General features: G+C 64.7%; 23 protein-coding genes. 12 read left to right on the forward strand and 11 right to left on the reverse strand.

All coding sequences use genetic code 11. The features are described 5' to 3' along the window. Nucleotides 1-232: 232 nt before the first annotated feature. The 8 genes from K7W42_RS12610 to K7W42_RS12645 form a co-directional block, all read right to left on the reverse strand. On the reverse strand, nucleotides 233-475 hold the full coding sequence (locus K7W42_RS12610) for a hypothetical protein (RefSeq protein WP_224575066.1): 243 nt from the start codon (nucleotides 473-475) through the stop codon (nucleotides 233-235). Between the two features lie 50 nt (nucleotides 476-525). Then, on the reverse strand, nucleotides 526-1,335 hold the full coding sequence (locus tag K7W42_RS12615) for a DUF4238 domain-containing protein (protein WP_224575068.1): 810 nt from the start codon (nucleotides 1,333-1,335) through the stop codon (nucleotides 526-528). Between the two features lie 370 nt (nucleotides 1,336-1,705). Then, nucleotides 1,706-2,242, reverse strand: coding sequence for a DUF2726 domain-containing protein (locus K7W42_RS12620; RefSeq protein ID WP_224575069.1), 537 nt, complete (start codon nucleotides 2,240-2,242; stop codon nucleotides 1,706-1,708). Between the two features lie 101 nt (nucleotides 2,243-2,343). After that, nucleotides 2,344-2,991, reverse strand: coding sequence for an Ig-like domain-containing protein (locus K7W42_RS12625; RefSeq protein ID WP_224575071.1), 648 nt, complete (start codon nucleotides 2,989-2,991; stop codon nucleotides 2,344-2,346). Between the two features lie 77 nt (nucleotides 2,992-3,068). Continuing rightward, entirely contained in the window at nucleotides 3,069-3,461 is a 393-nt protein-coding gene (locus tag K7W42_RS12630) for a hypothetical protein (protein ID WP_224575073.1), read from the reverse strand. A 57-nt stretch (nucleotides 3,462-3,518) separates the two neighbouring features. Next, a complete protein-coding gene (locus K7W42_RS12635; RefSeq protein WP_224575075.1) occupies nucleotides 3,519-3,758 on the reverse strand; it encodes a hypothetical protein in 240 nt (79 codons plus the stop codon). Nucleotides 3,759-3,856: 98 nt separating this feature from the next. Next, nucleotides 3,857-4,384 (reverse strand): hypothetical protein, encoded by a 528-nt coding sequence (locus tag K7W42_RS12640; protein ID WP_224575076.1) that lies wholly within the window; start codon nucleotides 4,382-4,384, stop codon nucleotides 3,857-3,859. Between the two features lie 86 nt (nucleotides 4,385-4,470). Next, nucleotides 4,471-4,812, reverse strand: coding sequence for a hypothetical protein (locus K7W42_RS12645; RefSeq protein ID WP_224575077.1), 342 nt, complete (start codon nucleotides 4,810-4,812; stop codon nucleotides 4,471-4,473). A gap of 381 nt (nucleotides 4,813-5,193) precedes the next feature. Here K7W42_RS12645 and K7W42_RS12650 point away from each other — a divergent pair, with 381 nt between their 5' ends. Continuing rightward, nucleotides 5,194-5,436: a hypothetical protein gene (locus K7W42_RS12650; protein WP_224575078.1), complete on the forward strand. Its 243-nt coding sequence runs from the start codon at nucleotides 5,194-5,196 to the stop codon at nucleotides 5,434-5,436. A gap of 59 nt (nucleotides 5,437-5,495) precedes the next feature. After that, nucleotides 5,496-6,188 carry a hypothetical protein gene (locus K7W42_RS12655; RefSeq protein ID WP_224575079.1) on the forward strand — a complete coding sequence of 231 codons (693 nt, stop codon included), beginning with the start codon at nucleotides 5,496-5,498 and terminating at the stop codon, nucleotides 6,186-6,188. On the opposite strand, the gene K7W42_RS12660 is transcribed toward K7W42_RS12655, so the two are convergent. Both K7W42_RS12660 and K7W42_RS12665 read right to left on the reverse strand, forming a co-directional pair. Next, nucleotides 6,175-6,588 (reverse strand): response regulator, encoded by a 414-nt coding sequence (locus K7W42_RS12660; RefSeq protein WP_224575080.1) that lies wholly within the window; start codon nucleotides 6,586-6,588, stop codon nucleotides 6,175-6,177. The genes K7W42_RS12655 and K7W42_RS12660 overlap by 14 nt on opposite strands. 72 nt (nucleotides 6,589-6,660) lie before the next feature. Further along, a complete protein-coding gene (locus tag K7W42_RS12665; protein WP_224575081.1) occupies nucleotides 6,661-7,035 on the reverse strand; it encodes a hypothetical protein in 375 nt (124 codons plus the stop codon). Between the two features lie 190 nt (nucleotides 7,036-7,225). Between K7W42_RS12665 and K7W42_RS12670 the strand changes: the two genes are divergently transcribed. From K7W42_RS12670 to K7W42_RS12715, 10 genes are all read left to right on the forward strand, one after another. After that, on the forward strand, nucleotides 7,226-8,452 hold the full coding sequence (locus K7W42_RS12670; protein WP_224575082.1) for a redoxin domain-containing protein: 1,227 nt from the start codon (nucleotides 7,226-7,228) through the stop codon (nucleotides 8,450-8,452). Beyond that, nucleotides 8,449-9,042 carry a hypothetical protein gene (locus K7W42_RS12675; RefSeq protein ID WP_224575084.1) on the forward strand — a complete coding sequence of 198 codons (594 nt, stop codon included), beginning with the start codon at nucleotides 8,449-8,451 and terminating at the stop codon, nucleotides 9,040-9,042. Before K7W42_RS12670 ends, K7W42_RS12675 begins: the two co-directional genes overlap by 4 nt. Continuing rightward, nucleotides 9,039-9,878 (forward strand): hypothetical protein, encoded by an 840-nt coding sequence (locus K7W42_RS12680; RefSeq protein ID WP_224575086.1) that lies wholly within the window; start codon nucleotides 9,039-9,041, stop codon nucleotides 9,876-9,878. Before K7W42_RS12675 ends, K7W42_RS12680 begins: the two co-directional genes overlap by 4 nt. 47 nt (nucleotides 9,879-9,925) lie before the next feature. After that, on the forward strand, nucleotides 9,926-10,246 hold the full coding sequence (locus tag K7W42_RS12685) for a hypothetical protein (protein ID WP_224575088.1): 321 nt from the start codon (nucleotides 9,926-9,928) through the stop codon (nucleotides 10,244-10,246). Between the two features lie 35 nt (nucleotides 10,247-10,281). Then, complete coding sequence (locus K7W42_RS12690) at nucleotides 10,282-12,699, forward strand: ATP-binding protein (RefSeq protein WP_224575090.1); 2,418 nt, start codon at nucleotides 10,282-10,284, stop codon at nucleotides 12,697-12,699. 113 nt (nucleotides 12,700-12,812) lie between these two features. Beyond that, a complete protein-coding gene (locus K7W42_RS12695) occupies nucleotides 12,813-13,202 on the forward strand; it encodes a hypothetical protein (protein ID WP_224575092.1) in 390 nt (129 codons plus the stop codon). Between the two features lie 25 nt (nucleotides 13,203-13,227). Beyond that, on the forward strand, nucleotides 13,228-13,698 hold the full coding sequence (locus K7W42_RS12700; protein WP_224575094.1) for a hypothetical protein: 471 nt from the start codon (nucleotides 13,228-13,230) through the stop codon (nucleotides 13,696-13,698). 37 nt (nucleotides 13,699-13,735) lie between these two features. Then, on the forward strand, nucleotides 13,736-14,233 hold the full coding sequence (locus tag K7W42_RS12705; RefSeq protein WP_224575096.1) for a helix-turn-helix domain-containing protein: 498 nt from the start codon (nucleotides 13,736-13,738) through the stop codon (nucleotides 14,231-14,233). A gap of 367 nt (nucleotides 14,234-14,600) precedes the next feature. After that, nucleotides 14,601-16,751, forward strand: a complete 2,151-nt coding sequence (locus K7W42_RS12710; protein ID WP_224575098.1) for a UvrD-helicase domain-containing protein — start codon at nucleotides 14,601-14,603, stop codon at nucleotides 16,749-16,751. Between the two features lie 33 nt (nucleotides 16,752-16,784). After that, a complete protein-coding gene (locus tag K7W42_RS12715) occupies nucleotides 16,785-16,949 on the forward strand; it encodes a hypothetical protein (protein WP_224575100.1) in 165 nt (54 codons plus the stop codon). Nucleotides 16,950-17,621: 672 nt separating this feature from the next. Here K7W42_RS12715 and K7W42_RS12720 read toward each other — a convergent pair. After that, the gene (locus tag K7W42_RS12720; RefSeq protein ID WP_224575101.1) at nucleotides 17,622-18,776 is read right to left on the reverse strand and encodes a PDDEXK family nuclease; all 1,155 of its coding nucleotides are present in this window, start codon (nucleotides 18,774-18,776) and stop codon (nucleotides 17,622-17,624) included. Nucleotides 18,777-18,783: the final 7 nt, after the last annotated feature.

An 18,783-nucleotide genomic window follows, 5' to 3' on the forward strand; every position in this document is an offset into this window, starting at 1 on the left:
CCCCCTTTTTGCATAGCGTTCTTGGTACCTTCTAAGAACCGACGTGAAATTTATGGTGGCGAAGGCGTCCCAACCCGCGCAGTCTTTTAACCGCAGGTATCTCTAGAAGAAGAGGCACTGAACTACAATGAAATAATTGCTGATGCTATTGAGCAGATATTGCAACATGCAGCTGAATTCGCTTGGATTGAATGCGGTACTAAGGAGAGTATAAATAAATTACTGAAAAATCTCACGATTGATTGATAAACTTTTCCGAAATAATATCTTCCGTAGCTTGACGCAGGGATTCCCTTTCTACGTAGTCTGCCAATTGCCTGATAAGCTCAGGATCTCTTCTAGTAGGCGCAATAATCTTCTTTGGATCAACATACGGGCGGATCTTAGGTTTCAAGAAGGATAATGGAATATTCGGAATCAATCGTTCTTCCTGTTGAAGGACTAGCTCTCGCAGTGGATCTGTAGCGTGCTTCATACTTACGAACTTGCTTCTCCCTAAATTTCGGTCTTTCCGTTTTGCATACTTCAAATCAATGTGTTTAATAGCTTCTTTGGACGAAAATATACTGAGCTATCGCAATTGAGAACCTGAAGACCGTTGAGAAGCCTAATATCTTCCTGAGAACACTCGAAAAATTCCCCTTTTGCTTTATAGGCATCCTCGTCAAAGAGAATGATCATATATTGAGGAGACAAGGGGATAAAAATCTGTAAGCCTTTTGCAAGAAAGCCTAGGCATGGGTGGGTTTTGTTGTAGGCACGGAGAATCTGATTGTGACGGATAACCGGATTGTCGCTGGTCACGAACTGAGCGTCTCTTGAATGAACTAAGATAGGTCTCATTCCATCAAGCGAGATGGCAAAGTGCGACAGATGACCGATTGCAAGGTGAAAGAATCCATCGTACTGAATCCTTAATTGATCCTTGTATTCAGGGTAATTGTTATCGACAATTTGAGATACTAGATTATTGAGTGAATCATCAAGATACCGCTGTTGTCTGGGAGTGCGAAGAAGTGAGAGAATTGCAAAATATCTTATGTACAATTCTATATACGGTTCACGAAGACTTTTAGCACCATCACTAATGACGGTTCGAAATACAGAAGCGAACTCACCCTCAAAATCTTTCAATAGATTTTCAAGCTCAGGACCTTTGCCATAGAGATAAGGGGACTGACATTGATCCTTGAGGCCTATATTATATCGCCATGTTAAGTTATTTACATCTAGCTGATGAATTTGGACTCTTTTTTTTGAAGGGAGGTCAAGCCGGGTAGCGAAGTTCCTCAGATAGAATTTTGGGACATAATGATGTTTCTTATTGTCGGGCATATTTACTGAATATAAAGTGGTTTGGCCATCAGAAACCTCCATTTCGCGTTAAGCCCTGTCCAATCAGTGGCTAGGTTGCATAGCGCAACGCGACTATGCTCACAGCACGCGCCTTTCGTGATCCTGGAACGGGGCGTCAAGGGGTTATTGGGAGATGCACGGCCCAATTGCATATCTCTTCTGCCGATTCTTCGCATGGAATTCGTACTTTCGTTTTCCCTTATGGCCATCAGGACCCTAGATTGGTGCCGGAACATGCCGCCATCTGCTATTTCCGGCACGTTGAGGCCCCCTGTCCTTGGGTTTGGCAAGGCGGGTCTCCGATTCCTGTCGATCTCCACCATGCATCTGCTCGGTTGGTCCTCTCTGATCAACGTGCTCGGGCAACCTTCACCTGCCCCAGGTAAGGCGCCAGCAGCACCTTCAAGCTAGCGGACGAGTGGGGGTCACTAGTTTTCAAGCGGAGCAAAGGCAGGCCGCCACTGCGGAAGATGACGTCCTTGACCTGGTCGCGGTACTTCTGAGCGGCGGCCTCATGGCTGGCCCCATCCAGTTCGATGGCCACGAGAGGGCGGAAATCCTGCCCAGCGTCCACGATCACGAAATCCACGTGCTTGTCCCGCAGGCGGCCCAGCGTGGCCTGATGGGCCGTGCCCTTCCCCTTGATCAGGAACAGGTCGTTGAGGCGCACATTGGGAAAGACCTGATAGGAGGTGCCGGCGAGCATCTGGGTCAGGAGGTCGTACAGGGCGCGTTCACTGCGGGCGAAGAAGTACCGCTTGGCCTGAACGGGCAGGCTGGTGGGGACGGATCGGGTACTGACTCTGGAAGACTTCCCCTGGGCGGACAGCCAGCCCACCAGCACCGAGACGAGCAGGACACCGAGAATCAGCAGGACGATGGACACGGCTCCAGGGTAACGCTGCCCTGGTTCAGGTCAGATGGGTGGAGCCCCAGGCGGCTACAGACACGTCATGACCTGACACCGCTTGACATCCGCTGGGACGCTCAGCGGTCAACCGCCCCTCGCGGGCACATCATCCCCCCACCGCCCCGACCAAAGACGGTGCTGGAAACCTGCGTCGGGTCCACTTTGAGCGTGGCGGTAATGGTCGTGCGCCCAGGTTCGCGGTTGCAGACGGAGCGCAGCATGCCGCTCTGGTCAATGGTGGCGACGTCAGGGCGGCTGCTCGTCCACACCACCTTGCGGCTCACGCTGCCCGGGGCGTCTAGGAACGTTGTGTACCGCTGGAAGTACGGCCAATACCCCACGACCATCAGGTTGTCCGAATTCACGTTGACGATACGGAACTCCCGAATGACGGGTGCGCCGGGCACCGGTTGAAGGCGCGCGACGACCCGCGTGGGTTTCGCCGGCCCACAGTCATCTCGCATCACCTTGATGTTTGGGATGGTCTGTGGCTGATACCAGCGGCGGTTGATCGTCACGGTGTAGCGCTCACCAATCTTCGTCACCTTGAGCCACGCGGCCTCCGTGACCGGCCAGCCGAACTGGCTGAGCACCTGACCCCGTTCGTTTTTGACGATGAGCTCCAGGGCTGGCCGCAGCATGCCTGGACACACCACCGGAGGCGGTGGCGTGACCGGGGCAGATGACGCGTTGGCCAACACGGCGAGAATAGAGAGCAGGGCCATGCCTCACCGTAAGGGCAGGACCTGAGCGCCCGCTGATGGGCCAAAGACGAACGGGCCACTGCAGAGCGGGTCAATGATCAGCGACCCTCCACCACGGCCTGCGCCAGCGTCACGACCTTTTCGGAGTGCCCTACCAAGCGGTAGCCCAGGTGCGCGGCGGTGCGGGCGTGGTCGCGCAGCGCGCCCTCAGTGGCATGGGGAATCAGGCGCTTGACCTCGATCTCTTTTCGGGTCTCCGAGGAGAGGGGTTTGTCACCGGCCTTGCGGTGGCGCCTCTCGAGGGCGGTGGCATCGCTGGACAGCCCACTGACGCCGTCGCCGCGCAGAAGAGTGAGCGGACATGGAGCGAAGGCGCTCCAATTCAAGCGGAGCAAGATGGGGATGCGCTCGCCCCGGGCGCAGTCGAAGATGGGCAGGACGTCATGGGGGGCCGGGCCGGGTGGGGCATAGGGATAGGGGAAGGGGCGCACGGGTCAGGTGTGAGCGTCTGTTCGGTATTGAAGGGAGCCTAGACGAGGTCAGGCCCATCAGCCAGTGACCAGCATCCAGAGGGCATTGACGCACGCAAGCACCGCCGCCGCACGCATGACCCCACGGAGGTAAGCAATTCCTACCGCCCACCAGGGTTGACCCCAGCTCAGCAGTGCGAACTGGCCTACCAACCCCAGAGCGAGAAGGACGAGCTCAGGCAATCCGCTCTCCATGGCGACGGCCAGGACGACGAGGAACTGGAAACTGGTGCGGGTCATGAGCATGGACTTGTTCACCCCTGCACCGTGACTGCACTGGGGGTGACGCGTGTGGGGTGACCCCATCGGACCTGATCAAGTTCGCTGCCAGGCTCTGCTTGCCTGCGCCCCACCACTCACCCTTGCACCTCGGCCAGGACGGCCCCCAGTGCCTGCTGCGCCACCTCCAGCGTGCCCACCTGGACCTGCACCCTGGCCCCCGCCAGCGCCGGGCCCAGGGCCGCTTGCAGCGCGGGCGTTTCGGCCAGCAGCGCCGCCGGCCGGCCGAGGGGACCCACCATGGGTTTGGCGCAGGCGTTCAGGACCAGGGCGCCCAGGGCTTCTACCGTGGGCGCCTGCGCGCTCAGCGCCCACGCCCGCACGCTGCAGCCGCGCGACACGACCAGGGTCAGCCAAGCGCCGCGCCGCTGGCCCTGCGGGGTCCAGTCCAGCAGCCCGCTCGCCTGGGCCAGCGCCCAGGGTTCGCCCAGGGCCCGCAGGACCCCCACCTCGGCCACGGTGCCCGGCGCTTCGACCTGCAGGGCCTGCGCAGACGCCAGGTTGGCCTGATAGGTCTGAAAGGGGATGGCGCCCAGCGCCGGGCCCAGCCAGACGTCGGCCTTCACCGGCACCGGGCCGAAGGTGACGGAGGCGATATCACCCATGCCCTGCCCCACCTCGGCAACGAACGCCAGCAGGTCGTGCAGGTCGCCCAGCTGCCGCCGGCAATCCTGGCAGCGCCCTAGCTCGGTCAGGGTGCCGAAGGTCTGCCCGGGAAACCGATGTGGAGGGCAGTGGGCTGCGCGCGCACCACCCCGCTGCACACGGGACAGACGCCAGACTTGGCCGCCGTCCAGAGCAGGTGGGGCTGGGTCAAGGCCACGAGCTCGGCGGCCACACTGATCAGGTCGTTGAGGTCGCGCGTCACCTCGGCCAGCCGCGCCCCCGTGGCGGCGTCCGGCTGCTGGGCCGCCCACTGCCCGGCCGTGATCAAGAGGGCCCGCGCGTCCACTTCTGCCCGCGCCTGTGTCCAGGCCAGCCGCTCGCGCAGCTCGTCGTCCAGGTCGTGAACCGCTTCTCCCGCCTGTTGCAAGGTGTGGCTCGACGCGAGAAGTGAGACAGAAACCAGCGCTTAGGGCGTAACGCTGCAGAGCCATTGCCCTCTTCCTGTGATAAGTGTTCAACTTTCGTCGAGCAAGCCGGGCTCAGAAGCTGTGTTCTTCAGGCCGGTGGCGTCGATTTCCTGCGATAACATCAATGACAGCAGGCTCAGTTTGAGACGGCAGTGGATACCCACTACACGAGAGGAAATTCCTGAAAATATCGTGTAGAAGAGGGAAAATCCCCTAACTTATTTCTCTAAGCGCGGGTTCCTGTTTCACTTCTCGCGTCAGGGCGGACCATCCAGGGGCGCTGGTCAGTCCGTCAAGGGTTGGAGCCGACGCGTCACCCCCAGTGCAGTCACGGTGAGGGCATGACCACACCACGTTGGCTCGCAATGCTCGTTTTTTTCCTCATTCAAACAGTGATGCCGCTGGCAATGGCCTGGCCGCATCCTGTTCTGGTCGCTGGCGTGTATGTCGGCCTGGCGGCCCTGTTCGGCCTCATGCTCTGGATCCACTGGACGGACCTGTGCATCGGCTGGCTGCACGCCACCGTGCCCGCACTGGTGGTTAACGCCTCCATTGGCACACTGCTGATGTTCCTCAGTCTGTGATGTGTCACCTCCACACACAGCCGCTCGCCTCCGCTCAGCGGTCCCCGTACGCTGAATCCATGACCCATCCCCACCGCCCCCCAGCCCTGCCCCCGGACGATGTGCTGCTCACCTTTGACCGTGCCCGCGGCGACTTCGTGCACTTGGGGCTCCCCGTTCCCCTGCGCGCGTTCACCTGCTGGACCCGCCCCGCCACCATTCCCCTGCCCCTCGATCACACCTGGAGCGCGAGTTACAAGACGATCAGCGCGCAGTACACACCAGCTGATTTTCATCCGGACTACACGGCCACGTTTTCGCTCGCCCCACGCGGTGAAGCCATCATTTCCATCCTGAACGACCGTCTGGAGATTCAGACCGTCAAAACGGTTGGGCCGGGCACCCTCCAATCCCGCGCGGCCGACATCGCCGGGCACATTCGCACCTCTCTGCTGCGACTGCTGCGCCCCGTCGCCGTCACCATCGAGCAGCCGGGCATCGGTCCACGACTCACCGGCCACGCTGCCCACCAGTGGCTCGCCGAGCAGGCCCTGCAGGACGCGGCCCTTCTTCAGCCTCTCCTTGAAGGTCTGGGCGCGGCCGCCGATGCGAAGACCCCAATGTTGCGGCGCTCTGGTCCCAATGTCCTGGCGCTCGCCGGCACCCCGCAGCTCCTCACCGTCGTCTGCACGCCAGACGTAATCCAGGCCGCGCAGGTCGTGGCCCTCATGACGCCGCACCACGACCCGGAGACCCGGTTCAGTGGTGAGTGACGCGGCTCTGCTGCCAGTACCGCAGAAACGCGTCAATCTGCTCCAGGAACGCCACGAACGACCCCGCCTTCACCAGGTACGAGCTGGCATGCAACGTGTACGCCGCCGAGACATCTTCCCGTGCATTCGATGTGCTCAGCATCACCACCGGAATCAGCGCCAGGCGGGGGTCGGCCTTGAGCGCCGCCAGGACTTCGAAGCCGTTCATGCCCGGCATGTTGACGTCTAGCAGAATCACTTCCGGCAATTCAATAGCCATCTGGAGATAAAACAGAGCCTCCGTGCCACTCCCTTTGACGGTGAGGTGGCAGGCCGGGCACAGTTCGAGAAACGCCTCGGTCGCGAGCAGCTGGTCGTGGGGGTTGTCGTCAACAAGAAGAAACCGCTGAGGGGCCGTCATCCCTTCCAGAATAAAGCCCAGCTAAAGATGAAATGAGAGTCGGGCACAGAGAGGAGACGGGCAACAGACCGCCTAAGCCTTGAGCCCAGACCGCGTCAGGAAGTCCTGCACGAACGTCCGCATGCTATTGAACTGGTCGGGTTTGGCCAGCAGCGTCATCCGCGCCGCGGCCGCCTGATCGCGGTGCACCGCCGTCAGATCCTGCCCCCACCCGAACAGCGGGCCTTGGAATCCCTGGCGCCACGCTGGCCACCCGGCATCGCCCAGCAGCCAGGCGTTCACCAGCACCACCTGAGCTGGGTCGTGTGGCGGCCAGTCGGCCAGCGACGTGACGTGCGTCAGTTCCACCTGCGGCGCTACCTGCTGGAGCATCTGACGAAAAAGCGCAGCGTCCACCCCTTTGGGTTCAATGAGCAGGACGCGTGTAAGACCAGCAGACACCGACATGGGCCGCAGCGTACCCGCCCATCTTCTCAGTTCCCTGAGCGGCGTCTCAATGTCGAGTCACCAGACGTGAAGTGACCGGATTGTCTCCCCCTCCCCCATTTGGGGGCACCCCTGCCGCACCAGCGCCCCCTGACCCTCAGGCCTGACAGCGCGGCGGTGTCCTCTCCCCTGCCAGCGCCCCGAGGCTTCCATGAACACATCCGCTGCCCTCCTCGACATCGCCCGCCACCTCACCCCCCAGACCCCGGTGCAGGTCTTGACCCTCAGTGCCCCGGCCCAGCCACCCACGCAAGTTGCCCTCAAAGGCGAGCATGTCTGCGGCATTCAAGGCCCCGTCACTCCGTCCTGGCAAACCACCCTGCGCCACTCCGGCGTGCACCCCGCTGCCCTGCACGACGCCCAACAGCGCGCCCACTCCCTGGATGACGCGCTTGGGTCACTCATCCGCCGCGGTCAGATCACGCCCCACACCCTGCACGGCCTCGCCCGTGACCGCCTCCTGCACGCCCTGTTGCCGCTCCTCCACCAACCGGTCACGGCCACGTTGCAGCCCAGCCTGATGGACCATTGGGGCGGCACCGCCACGCCCCGTGTCCCCCTCCGGGACAGTGTGAGCGAAGTCCTGCGCCTGGATGACGCAGCACCGCCCGCGGTCCCCCTTTCCCAGGCCTACGCCGCCTCGCCAGCCCACGTCCCCGCGGGGGATGACGAGAGCTTCGACCTCATGGTCTACCGCGCCGCTCTGCAAGGGCAAACCCTGCAGACGATGGCCCAGCGCCTGCCACTCCGCTTTGACCAGCTGCGCCGCACCCTGGCGGCTTTAGAGGTGGGCGGCTACCTGTGGCCGGCCACCGGGGCCCCCACGCGGCCGATGGCGCACCCTCAGCTCCAGGTCGGCGACGTCGCCCCGGACTTCGTGCTCGCTGCCCTGGGGGGCGGCGAAGTGCGCTTATCAAGCCTGCGGGGGCAGCGGGTCTGGCTGAGCCTGAACCGGCAAAGCACCTGCGCGATCTGCAACCCCCGGCACGCGGAAGTGATCGCGGTGCAGGACCAGCTGGTGCCCCTGGGCGTGAAGACCGTCAGTGTCTGGGGGAGCGGCTTGAGCGACCTGGGGCGGGGCATTGGGAAGCAGCAGCCACCGTATGCCGTGCTGGCCGACCCGGCTGACACCACCTACGCCCGCTACGGGCTGACCTTCAGCCTGGCCGGCACGCTGGACCCCCGCAACCTGAGCACCATGTCCAAGGGCTTCCGGATGATGGGGCTCTCGGCCCTGAAGTCCGATGGAGAGCTGTTCCGGATGCCCGCGGAATTCCTGATCGGGAAAGACGGCCGGATCGAACGCGTGCATTACAGCGCCTATGGGGCGGATTTCCTGCCCATTGAAGAGGTCCTCGCCTGGGCCCGGCGCCCATGACGCTGGTCACCTATTGGCAGCGCCACATTGAGCGCCGAATCGCCCAGTACCGGATCGCCGCGCTGGGCCTGGACCAGACTGAAGACCTGTCAGACGAGGCCCTGCAGGACCTCTCGACGCTGCTTGAGCACTGGACCGAATGGCAGTACCTCTTCCCCACCCCCTTTCCAGATGTATGGCGTTTCTGGGCCACCCTGGGGGCGCCGGCGGATCAGTTGCCGGCCCTCCGCTTGACGGCCCTGCCCCCTGAAGTGACGAGCACACTCCGTCCAGGGGACCTCTACATGCTGTGGCGCGCCCTGCTGCTGACCGATCTCATTCTGATGCGGCACTGGCTCACGGGACCGGATGTCGCCCTGGGGCGCCGCACCGTGCTCAGTGGACTGCACCAGGGGCTGACGGACCGGCAAAGTCCCGTGGCCGACGTGGTCGCTCTGCTCCAGACTGCGCCGAACCTGCCCCACGAGGGGCTGCACCAGGAAGGGTGGTGGCTGGCCGAACTGCTCGCGCACACCGGGGTGGCCATCACGACCACCTCGCTCAACCGCCGGGTGCCTGGCCTGGGCTCCCGACCAGGGGCTGATTCATGACCCGCCTGCCTGCGAGCTGGGCCGGGGTGGTGGAGGGGTTAAAGCTGGCCCCAATTCCCGACGGGGTCAAGCCCCCACTCGACTTGGCGGCCCTGGCGGCCGCCCTGCAGGCCGGGGTGCGCACGCCTCAGGGCTGGGACGCGCTGCTGGCCCACGCGGCGCGGACTCCGCTCCCAGAAATCGCGCGGCAATGGCAGCGCACCCCCACGCGCGTCGAGCAAATCCGCCGTAAGGCCCGTGCCCAACTGCGCTGCGCCGCCCACGGCCGAGCGGAGGGTGACGTGCTCTGGAACTGGGCCGCCGTGCCCCAGGTGGTCGACGTGCCCGCCCAGGATCAGGTGTGGAGCCTCCTTGTGAGCGCCTTTCCTCTTCAGGCCACACCGCGCCTGGGCCTGCACACGGTCCAACTGGGGCCGGGCCGCTGGGCGCTGTATCAGGGGGACGCCCCGCACACCTTCCGGCACGCGGCTCTGCCACTCGGCGCCGCTGTTCCAGGGCCGGAGGCCGCCGCGCAATTAACGCTGACCCCAGCGCTGCTTGCCGCCGTCTGGCCCGCGCTGGGGGTGCAACAGCTCCGGAATGGACGCTACGTCAGCGCCCTGCCGCAGTGGTCCAGCGCGCACTGGGTGGAGGCCTTGCTTGCGGCCTTGCAGGACATCGGCGAACGGGCGTGGGATGAGCACCTGCTGCTCACCGCCTACCGGGCGCTGCCTGGCGCGCCGGACGTGCAGGACCACACCCTTCGACTGGCGCTGCGCCGCTCGGCCCAGGTGATTCGGGGGCCACAAGCCGGGCTCTGGGTTGCGGTGGCCCCACCCGCGCGGCAGGCTTCGTGACCACCCGACTCACCACAGCGCCACGTCTTTTCACCCAGGAGACCTCCATGACAACGTCACCACTGGACGCGGCCCAGCCGCTCCTCACGCCCGACGAGTACCGCCGGGACCTCCGCGCCGTCGCCCACCGCATGGCCGAGTTTGATGCCGAGCGGCCCACCCTTCAGCTGCTCCTGATCCAAGAGCGGCTGGCCCGGCAAGACGACCCCACCCCCGACGATCTGGCCACCTGGCCGGACACGCGGCGGCAATGGGTCCGGCGCCGCCGCGCAAGGCTGTTTCAGAGCGTCCTCATCCTTGTCCTCGCCGGCGTGGCCCTCTGGTGGCTGTTCTCCTCCGACCTGGCCGGTCTCTCTTGCCTGCTGTGAGCGAACGGGCACCCTCTCCCAGCACCGGACCCCTCATGACGCCGGATTGGCTCCGCCGTCTCCAGGCCCGATTCGGTCGCGCGGTCGCCCTTGTCCCCGCCGCTGAGGGTGGACTGCTGGACTTTCACCTCAGCCCCCACCTGCTCCGCCTCCTGATTGACCACCAAGCCACCAGCCTCCCGCGCGCCGTCGCCGAGTGCGTCATGAACAGCGTGGACGCCGGCGCTGGCCGCATCGACGTCACCCTGCACACCGACCAGCATCACCGGATGCACGCCCTCACGGTTCAAGATGACGGCCGCGGCTTCACCACCCGCCAGGACGTCGAGCAGTATTTCCGCACCTTCGGCTTCGACCACGACACCGACGCTGAACGCGGCCGGCGCCAATACGGCCGGTTCGGCATCGGGCGCGCGCAGCTCTGGGCCTTCGGCGCCGTCCAGTGGCGCACCGGCCCCTTCGAGCTCGGCGTCAATACCCAAGAGCACGGCGTCGCCTTCACCTTGACAGCGGACCTGCCCCAGCAGGTCGGCACCCAAATCCACGCCACCCTCTTCAAGCACGCCCCCACCTTTACCCTTCAGGAGCATCTCGAAGACCACCTGCGCTATGTCGACGTTCCCCTCTTCCTGAATGGCGCCCAGATCAATCAGCCGCCCAGCCAGGAAACGTGGGCCTTTGAGGACGAGGACGCGTATTACGACCTGCGGCCCGGCGGCGGGGTCCACCTCTACAACCTGGGCGTCCTGATCGGCGAAGTGGACGAGAAATTTGCCGGCGGCGGCGTGATCGTCAGCAAGAAGGCCCTCCGCCTCAACTTGACCCGCACGCGCACGATTGAACGGGACGAGTTGGGCACCCGCATCCTGGCCACCATGCACCGCTTGGTGCTGGCCCACGTCAAAGCGCAGGCCAAGTTGTCTGAAGGTGAGCGGGCCTTCCTGGCCCGCGCGTATCTGAAGGGTGAAGTGGCGTGGGCCGAGGTGCAGGGCCTCAAGCTCATCACCACGGTTGACGACCGCGACCACACCCTGAGCGCCTTCGCCAATCTGGTCGCACAGCGGGGGCTGGTCGGGGCCGCCACGCGGGGCGAGGCGCTGGCGGACAAGGCCTCCCAGCACGGGCTGGCGGTGGTGCTCGCTGAGCGCACCCTCACCCGGTGGGGCGTGTCGAGCGTGACCGGATTCAAAATCGCTCTGTGCCGCGCCATTCTCCCCAACGCTGATGTCGACGAGGCCACTGTGGCCGACCAGTGGGACGCGAGGGACGCAGCCGAGCAGGACTTCTTTGAGGCCATCCAGCACGGCGTGTGGGCTGAGAACCTGGCCCAGCACGTGGATGACCGCGTGTTCCGGCACGCCCAGATTCCCCGCGGAGAGTGGACCGTTGAAGAGCGCGCCGTGCTGGCGGGCTTGCAGAAAATCGTGCCGCGCGCGGCCCAGGCGCTGCGGCTCCGGAACGGCAAGCGCAAGGTGATCCTGGGCGACAGCACGGGCGCTCAGGCCTGGACCGACGGCCGAAGCTTTATCGCCCTGGACCGGCGCCTGGTCCCGCTCGCCCAGCGAGGCTTGCCCGGCTTCACCCGCTTAGCTTTGCTGATCCTGCACGAGATGACGCACGCGCAGGAAAGCCTGGGCAGCGACGTGCACGACGCGGCCTTCTACTCGGCTTATCACGACGCGAGCCTGACGGACGTGTTCGGCCCCGCACCTCAGGACGCCCTGGACGTGTATGTCACCCGGCTACTGGACAAGCAGCTGCCGCTGAGCCGGGCCGCCCTGAGAACATCCAGCGTGCAGTACAGAGTGCGGAGCCTCCCCGACTTGCTGGCGCAGCATGGGCGGCGGGACCGTCCCTGGGCCTGCACGGTGCGGCACCACACCTGGCACGGGCGGGTGCTGATCATTCACGAGCTGCGCCGAACCGAGGAACGGCGCTGGTGGGGGCAAGCGTCTCTGGTGCGTGGCACGTTGTATGCCCAGGATGGGGCATGCCTGGGCGAGCTGGTCTTGACCGAGGAGGTGGACCTGGCCGTCTGGGTTGAAGAGTCACCGCCCAAGACCCTTCAACCAGCGCCGCCGATCCAATTGCCGAAGGCGCTGTCCAGGGCGGTGCAAGGGCGGCTGAGGGCGTATATCCAGGCAAGGACCGGCCCCGTACAGGTGCACGTCAGCTGCAAGGTGGACGGTTCAGGGCCCCGGTTTCGGGTGGGGTTGCATATTCCGTCGGCCCGAGACGCGTACTGGAGTGTCACCCCGACGCACCTCACGGCGGCGCCGACCCTGGCGGCGGCCGAGCGCTTGGCGGAGTTGGCCCAGGTGTGGCTGCACGCACAGGGCCGAGCGGCGACACCTGCTGAGCCGGAGCCGTCAGAAGCGCCACACGAGCCACCACGGCCTGACTTGGCCGGGGTCGACACCCCACCGCCCTTGTCCACAGGAGTCACTGCATGAACATGGACCCAGATGTTCGTCCCCCCGCCCACCCCACGGCGCCGGTCACCGCGTCTTCTCAGGCACAGGCCAAACTCGGCGCCACTCGGGCGCACCCTTCAGGAGGGTCTTTCATGCTCCAGCAGCTCTCTGCACTCTTTTCACGCCGCCCGCAGGCGCCTGACCCGGCTCAAGCCGCCCTGCAGGCGGCGCTGCAGGCCCTGACCTGTGCGGCCGCTGAACACACGCTGGTGAGGGGCGAACTACACGTGGACCACACGCCGTCCGGCGAGCCCCGGGTGTTGGCCGAGGCGCTGCTTCAGGATGCGCAGGGCCGCTGTCACGTGCTCACCTACGGTGAGGCAGCCACCGACTTGAGAGACACCCTTCAGACCCCAGACACGTATCAGCCTGGAGTCCTGGCCACGGGCCCGTCTCACCTGGCGTTCTGGTACACCCTCCAGTCGACCCCGGAAGGGTTGATCGCGGTCCTGAAAGACGAGCAGCCCCGGTGGACACGATGACATCGGTCGCCTTTGAGGGGGCGCGGTGACGGCCCCTGCCCCGCGCCCCATGAGGCCTGAAGCGGAGGCGGTCTTACGGGTCATGCAGCAGCGGCCGCTCGACTGGTGGTACACCCGCAATGTCGGCATTCAGGATGGCCTCACCGGCCGTGGTCGCGTCTCCATCTGTTATGTGGGCCTGGCGGTGCTGGAAGACCATGGCCTGGTCACCCACCGCTACGAGCCCGCCCCGGGTGAAACCGAGGCAGAGGCCCGGCAGGCGGTCACCGATGGGGTGGCCGCGCATGACGCGGCCCGCGCCGCCCTGCCGTGGTGGCAGCGGTGGTGGGCGCCCCCCGAGCTGGGCCGGGAGGATGAACCGCGCCGCCGCAGTCAGTACCGGCTCACCGAGAAAGGACGCGGCACCGTGATGCCCTCGCCCGTGCCAGCAAAGGCCCGGTTTCAGCTGGGCCAGCCGCTGATGCCTGTACCGGTCCCGCTGCCCGTCAACCGGTGAGCACCCGGTGGCCGTGGCCACCACCTCAAGGAGACCCATGACCCCTCATGACCAGCATGAACCCGTTCGACTCCACGACGCCATCGCGGCCGCCATGCGCCGCCGGCAGCTCAACACCGTCGGCGACTTCGCGGACGCCAGTGGCCTGTCCCGCAACGAGATCTACGCTCTCCTTCGACCAGACGCGACCCCCAGCCCCCAGACAGTGCAGACACTGAGCACAGCACTTGATCTCTCGGTCCTTGAAGTCCGGGCGTTGTTGACGCGGCCACCACATCTCCAGGTGGAGCCTCACGTCCATCCTGGTCTTCAGGCTGCGTATGACACGCATGTCGGTGTCGACACCGTGGAGATGTTTGCTGCTCGACACCAGCTCTCGCCCCTGATGGTGGCCCTGGCCCTGGAAGGCCGCGTGGTCACCCTGACGGTTGGGGATGTCACCCAGATCGCCGCCGCGCTCGGCTTCGCCCTCATCCCGTTCTTGCAGCAGATTGAGGCTGGAACCCAGGGGCCGGGTGAAGGCGCTAGGCCCTGACGTGGGCGCCGGGGCCAGACGCAGGGCACTTCGCCTTGACCGGCGATAAAGGGTGTGGTGTGCTGCACATCCAGGCGGCCGGATGGGGATCTGGTGGAGAACTCGCGCCTGGTGAGGGTCCCCGCACAGGGACCCTCTTCCATTGGTATAGGTTTGGCGAATCCTGCATACCGTGCTACACTGTGCAACATCAAAGGCGACCCATCGGTCGCCTTTCTTCATTCCAACCCTGGTCAGCGGCACCGGCATCACCGCCCATTCGGTCACCCCGGCAGCAGGCAAACTGCGCTAACGTGCAAGCCACGACCTTTGTCCGTTCAGTGCCCCGCAGACCACCGCACCCCCTGATCTGAGGAGAGACCCCAGCGTGACCCGGCGGATTCCAGCGCATTTCACGGGCGAGCAGCAGCACTTTATGACTATCGTCCGCGACACTGGTCGGCACGTCTTCCTGCGCGCCACCGCCGGCGCGGGGAAAACCACCACCCTGGTCGAAGCGGCCTGGCATCTTGGGCGAGGCGTCTACTTCGCGTACAACCGGCACGCGGTGGCAGACCTCCAAGCTCGGCTCCCGCCCCGTATGCGCGCCCTGACCCTACACGCGCACGGCTACCGCCTGCTGCACGACGTCGCCGCCGGGCCCGTGCAGCTCCAAGACGACAAAGCCCGCAAAGTCGCCGCACTGACCAGCACAGGGACGCGCAAGGTCCACAGCGCGGCCGCACGCGCCTGGAGCATCGCCCGCGAGGAGCACTGGCTGACCCCGACGGCTGACCAGGCCCAGCAACTGGCCGACCGCGCCGAGTGGGAAGGCAAACCGGAAACACTGGTGACGCTCATTCCCGCCATGCACGACACCGGGCTCCGCCTCTGGTTGGAGCAGGGCTTGGCCGACTTCACGGACATGCTCTGGTTGCCCGTCACGCAGGGCTACGGCGCTGGATCACTGCCCTTAGCGCTGGTGGATGAAGCCCAGGACTTAACCCCGCTCCGCCAGCAGTATGTGCTGCATCTGCTGGGCCTCAGGGGACCGCATGAACGACCGGGACGCCTGATCTTCGTCGGCGACAGCGACCAGGCGATTTACGTCTGGAGTGGCGCGGATAGAGAAGCCCTCAGTCGCCTGAAAACAGCCGTAGATGCCGTCGAACTGCCGCTGAGCGTGTCCTTTCGCTGCCCGCATGAGGTCGTGCGGTACGCGCGGGCGCACTCCGACTTCATTCAGCCGGCGCCAGGTGCGCAACCAGGGCGTGTTGAGCACGTCAGTGCAGCCGACGTGACTTACATCCGGGGCGATGTCGTGCTGTGCCGTACGAACGCGCCCTTAATTCGCCTGGCCCTGGAATTGATGGCCCAGCAAGTCAGCGTGGCCGTGACCGGGCGGGACCTCGCCCAGCGGCTGCGCGACGGCCTGGAGGGGACGCTGCCCGCCCAGGGCCCCTTTGCCAACGACGCCGTGACCGAGCGGGTGCGGACGTACCTGGCGCCATTGGCCGACCCCCTGGCCACCCGCTCGGCTGACGGCGATCAAGGGGCCAAGCGCGCGCTGACGGAACTCCTCGACGTCGCCCGCTGCCTGCGCTACATCGCCTGGGTGGTGTCCAGGGGCACGGGCGAGGGAACCCTTCAGGACGCGCTGGCTCTCCTCGCTCAGCTGTGCCGGGAAGACAGTGACGCCGACGTGCTGCTCACCTCTGTGCACCGCGCCAAAGGCAAAGAATGGCCGCGCGTGACCATCCTCTATCCGGAACTCATGCCCATGAGTCAGGGCGACCCGGTTGAAGAGCGTGCCGTGCAGTTCGTGGCGGTCACGCGGGCCCAGCAGGTGTTGCGGTTCGCGTACGGACAGGAGCGCTGGGCCGCGCAAGAGTTTGCCTCGCCCGGTATTCTGCCAGCAGCGGAGCTGAAAGCTCCACCTGTTGTTGCAGTCTGCCCAGCTGCTCAAGTGCCCACGGTGGGCCGTCCAACACCATTAGCACCGTCCAAGAGGCGTCAAGCTGAACCCCCTGACTTCTCTGCGCCCGGCGTGCCCCCGCTCCCTGCACAGAAACCGGCAGTCGTGCAGCTCGTAGACCCCCGGCGAGCCTGGCCCCTGCTGGGCGGAGAGACCCCTATTCCACTGGCCCTGCTCCAAGAACGCCTCCAAGCACTGGCCGAGGAAGAGCGCGCCCTGTTCCGCTGCTGGGCCGGCGACAGCTTGCACCTCCTGGATGGGGTACAGGCCCCCTTCGTGGGCATCCACCTCGCGCACCTGGAGTTGTACGAACGCGCGGCTCGGCAGGCGCGGGTCGCGGTGCCGACGAAGCCGGGGACCGGCATCGTCCTGTGCGTGTACGAAGGGCCTCTGCTGCGTCTGCGGCTGGCCCGAAAGATTCGAGTGACCAGCCGCGCCATTCGCCTGGCCCTGGGCGAACAGGAATACAAATTTGACCGCGCGAGCGGGGAACTGGTAGACGGGGCCGCGCCCCTGACGCCCTTTATCTGGCCCGCCGATCTCCGGCGCCTGCAGGCTGGCTAGCTGGCTGGCCCGCTCACCCGCCACAATGCCGGGATGACCGGGGACGAGATGGAGATCATCGAGGTGCTGGAAGTGGACGGGGCGCTGGCCAGCGTGCGGCGCCCTGACACGCGTCTCGAAGTCTGGGCGCTGGTCAAGCTGCCCAGCGGCGTGGTGCCGGGCGACCGGGGTGCAGTCCTGATGGAGGTGCGCCTGTAGATCGAAGACGACGTGCGGCGGGCGCCGCTGTTGCCGGTCAGCGGCGCCGAGCGTCAGATACTCCGCAGGCTCCTGCGCGGCACGGACCACATGCATGAGACTGTGGACGCCCTGCGAGCAAGCTTGACAGAAGGCTACCTGGACCCAGCAGACCGTGAAGGTGCTCTACGGCCTCATCAAAGAGCGGCTCAAGCGCCTCTCGGACCGGGGTAGGCCGCTGCCAGGCAATCTTGTGCAGGTCTATTACCGCCTACGACTAGGGGGTGTTTTAAGGAAGCTGCTACCAAGTGCAAAGTGAAATGTTTTCACAAGCAGGGACCTGAGAAAGTACCTGCTTCAAGCAGTGTCGGCACTTTCTTCAAGTGCTGCTTGGGCATTTCTGGAAGCAGACCAGGTGGCAAGTGGCTTGCCAGGCCCGAAGTGCCATCGCTCTTGGCCTATCCGGTCCTTCCAACTTTTGAAGTGAATCATCGCCTGCCGCGTCCTACAGGAGAAATTCGTCACTTCGCGTTTCTTCAAACACCCCATTTTGTCGCAACTCGGCCTGGACGCCCACTTCCACGAATTGCACACTATACCGTCCAGTCCGCTGAATTTCGGCCTCAAAGCCGTTTAAAACTGTCCGGACCATTGGAAGGATCTCCGGTCGTCAGTTAGACCATCACAGCTGCGTCAAGGCATCTGTGGGCCGGCCTCGGGGAGTGCTTCGGCGCTGTCGAGGCTGTCGAGCAGCAGGGTCATCACCCGCTCCAATGCCTGAGGGGACGCTGGGTGCAGAGCGCTAAACCGCACCTCCCATTCATTCTTCCGGTCCCCGGCCCGGGCTGGATCCTCTAACTGTCGGAAGACCTCCAGCAGTTCACGGCACCGCGCTGGCTGGTCAAACGGAGGAATGGCCGGAATGACCGATTTATTCAGTGAGAGTGTGCCATCGCTATAGAGGTACATCAGGCTCTGTGAGGAAGCCGGATGACGGAGCTGAACGGAACCCATCTTCTGGCCCCGGCCCCACTTCACCTCTACTTGCCGGGCAGCCGCCACGTCCAGCAGGCGATGCATCAGAGTGAGCCCCACCAACTCACCACGCTCAGTCAGCTGCGCCGCCAGTCGCGCCTGCGTCCAGACCTCGCCCGGCTTCGAGCTGGCGGTAAGGCCTGGTTTGCGGTCCTGCGCCCTCACGCTCTGTCCCACCACCTGCGGGACCAGCACCTGCGCGCCGCCTCCACGGAACTGCCGCACCTCGACGCCCAGCACCTCGATCTGCGCGAACGCCCCATTCAAGAACTCGATCACCCGCCGCAACTCCGGTGGGATGAGGTCCGCCACGAACAGCAGCCGCAGGCGACCCTCGCTCAGGTTCTCCTCGGCCCGTGCCCAGAAAGTCTCCACGTCGCCATCCCAGATGGACTGCACTTCCTGCACCGGATCGAGTCCCTGCGCGGCGCAGCGGCCCTCGAAGGCCGCCCGCAGCCGCGAGCCCGGCCAGTACCTGCTGGCGTGCGCTGCGTAATCCAGCATCTGCCCAATGACCTCGCGCCGAATGCGGGTATCGGTGCTGCGCTTGACCTCAATCAGGGTGGGGCGCGCGTCCTGATCCAGAAACAGGTGATCAAGCGCCCAGCGGCCCACACCGTCCAGCTGGTCGGGCACGGCAATCTCTGCCTCGATCAGCAGCCAGCGGCGGGGCGAGCCAGCGTCGATCTGCTCGCCGGCTAAGAGCGCCGGGTGGGCGCTCAGCAGGTCCTGCAGGATGGCTTCGGAGTCGTAACGTTCCTCGCGCATCTGGGTAAGTTGCCCTCCCTGAACCTGGTAGACGATGCCGTTCACCCGATCA

Origin of the sequence: Deinococcus betulae, from assembly GCF_020166395.1 — a bacterium.
Taxonomy (GTDB): domain Bacteria; phylum Deinococcota; class Deinococci; order Deinococcales; family Deinococcaceae; genus Deinococcus; species Deinococcus betulae.

What these genes read in the sequence shown, in the direction of transcription:
- K7W42_RS12640 (WP_224575076.1), bottom strand. Translation starts at nt 4,384, where the DNA reads ATGGGTGATATCGCCTCCGTCACCTTCGGCCCGGTGCCGGTGAAGGCC.
- K7W42_RS12660 (WP_224575080.1), bottom strand. Translation starts at nt 6,588, where the DNA reads ATGACGGCCCCTCAGCGGTTTCTTCTTGTTGACGACAACCCCCACGAC.
- K7W42_RS12650 (WP_224575078.1), top strand. Translation starts at nt 5,194, where the DNA reads ATGACCACACCACGTTGGCTCGCAATGCTCGTTTTTTTCCTCATTCAA.
- K7W42_RS12665 (WP_224575081.1), bottom strand. Translation starts at nt 7,035, where the DNA reads ATGTCGGTGTCTGCTGGTCTTACACGCGTCCTGCTCATTGAACCCAAA.
- K7W42_RS12695 (WP_224575092.1), top strand. Translation starts at nt 12,813, where the DNA reads ATGCTCCAGCAGCTCTCTGCACTCTTTTCACGCCGCCCGCAGGCGCCT.
- K7W42_RS12680 (WP_224575086.1), top strand. Translation starts at nt 9,039, where the DNA reads ATGACCCGCCTGCCTGCGAGCTGGGCCGGGGTGGTGGAGGGGTTAAAG.
- K7W42_RS12655 (WP_224575079.1), top strand. Translation starts at nt 5,496, where the DNA reads ATGACCCATCCCCACCGCCCCCCAGCCCTGCCCCCGGACGATGTGCTG.
- K7W42_RS12615 (WP_224575068.1), bottom strand. Translation starts at nt 1,335, where the DNA reads ATGCCCGACAATAAGAAACATCATTATGTCCCAAAATTCTATCTGAGG.
- K7W42_RS12625 (WP_224575071.1), bottom strand. Translation starts at nt 2,991, where the DNA reads ATGGCCCTGCTCTCTATTCTCGCCGTGTTGGCCAACGCGTCATCTGCC.
- K7W42_RS12705 (WP_224575096.1), top strand. Translation starts at nt 13,736, where the DNA reads ATGACCCCTCATGACCAGCATGAACCCGTTCGACTCCACGACGCCATC.
- K7W42_RS12690 (WP_224575090.1), top strand. Translation starts at nt 10,282, where the DNA reads ATGACGCCGGATTGGCTCCGCCGTCTCCAGGCCCGATTCGGTCGCGCG.
- K7W42_RS12715 (WP_224575100.1), top strand. Translation starts at nt 16,785, where the DNA reads ATGACCGGGGACGAGATGGAGATCATCGAGGTGCTGGAAGTGGACGGG.
- K7W42_RS12670 (WP_224575082.1), top strand. Translation starts at nt 7,226, where the DNA reads ATGAACACATCCGCTGCCCTCCTCGACATCGCCCGCCACCTCACCCCC.
- K7W42_RS12675 (WP_224575084.1), top strand. Translation starts at nt 8,449, where the DNA reads ATGACGCTGGTCACCTATTGGCAGCGCCACATTGAGCGCCGAATCGCC.
- K7W42_RS12685 (WP_224575088.1), top strand. Translation starts at nt 9,926, where the DNA reads ATGACAACGTCACCACTGGACGCGGCCCAGCCGCTCCTCACGCCCGAC.
- K7W42_RS12610 (WP_224575066.1), bottom strand. Translation starts at nt 475, where the DNA reads ATGAAGCACGCTACAGATCCACTGCGAGAGCTAGTCCTTCAACAGGAA.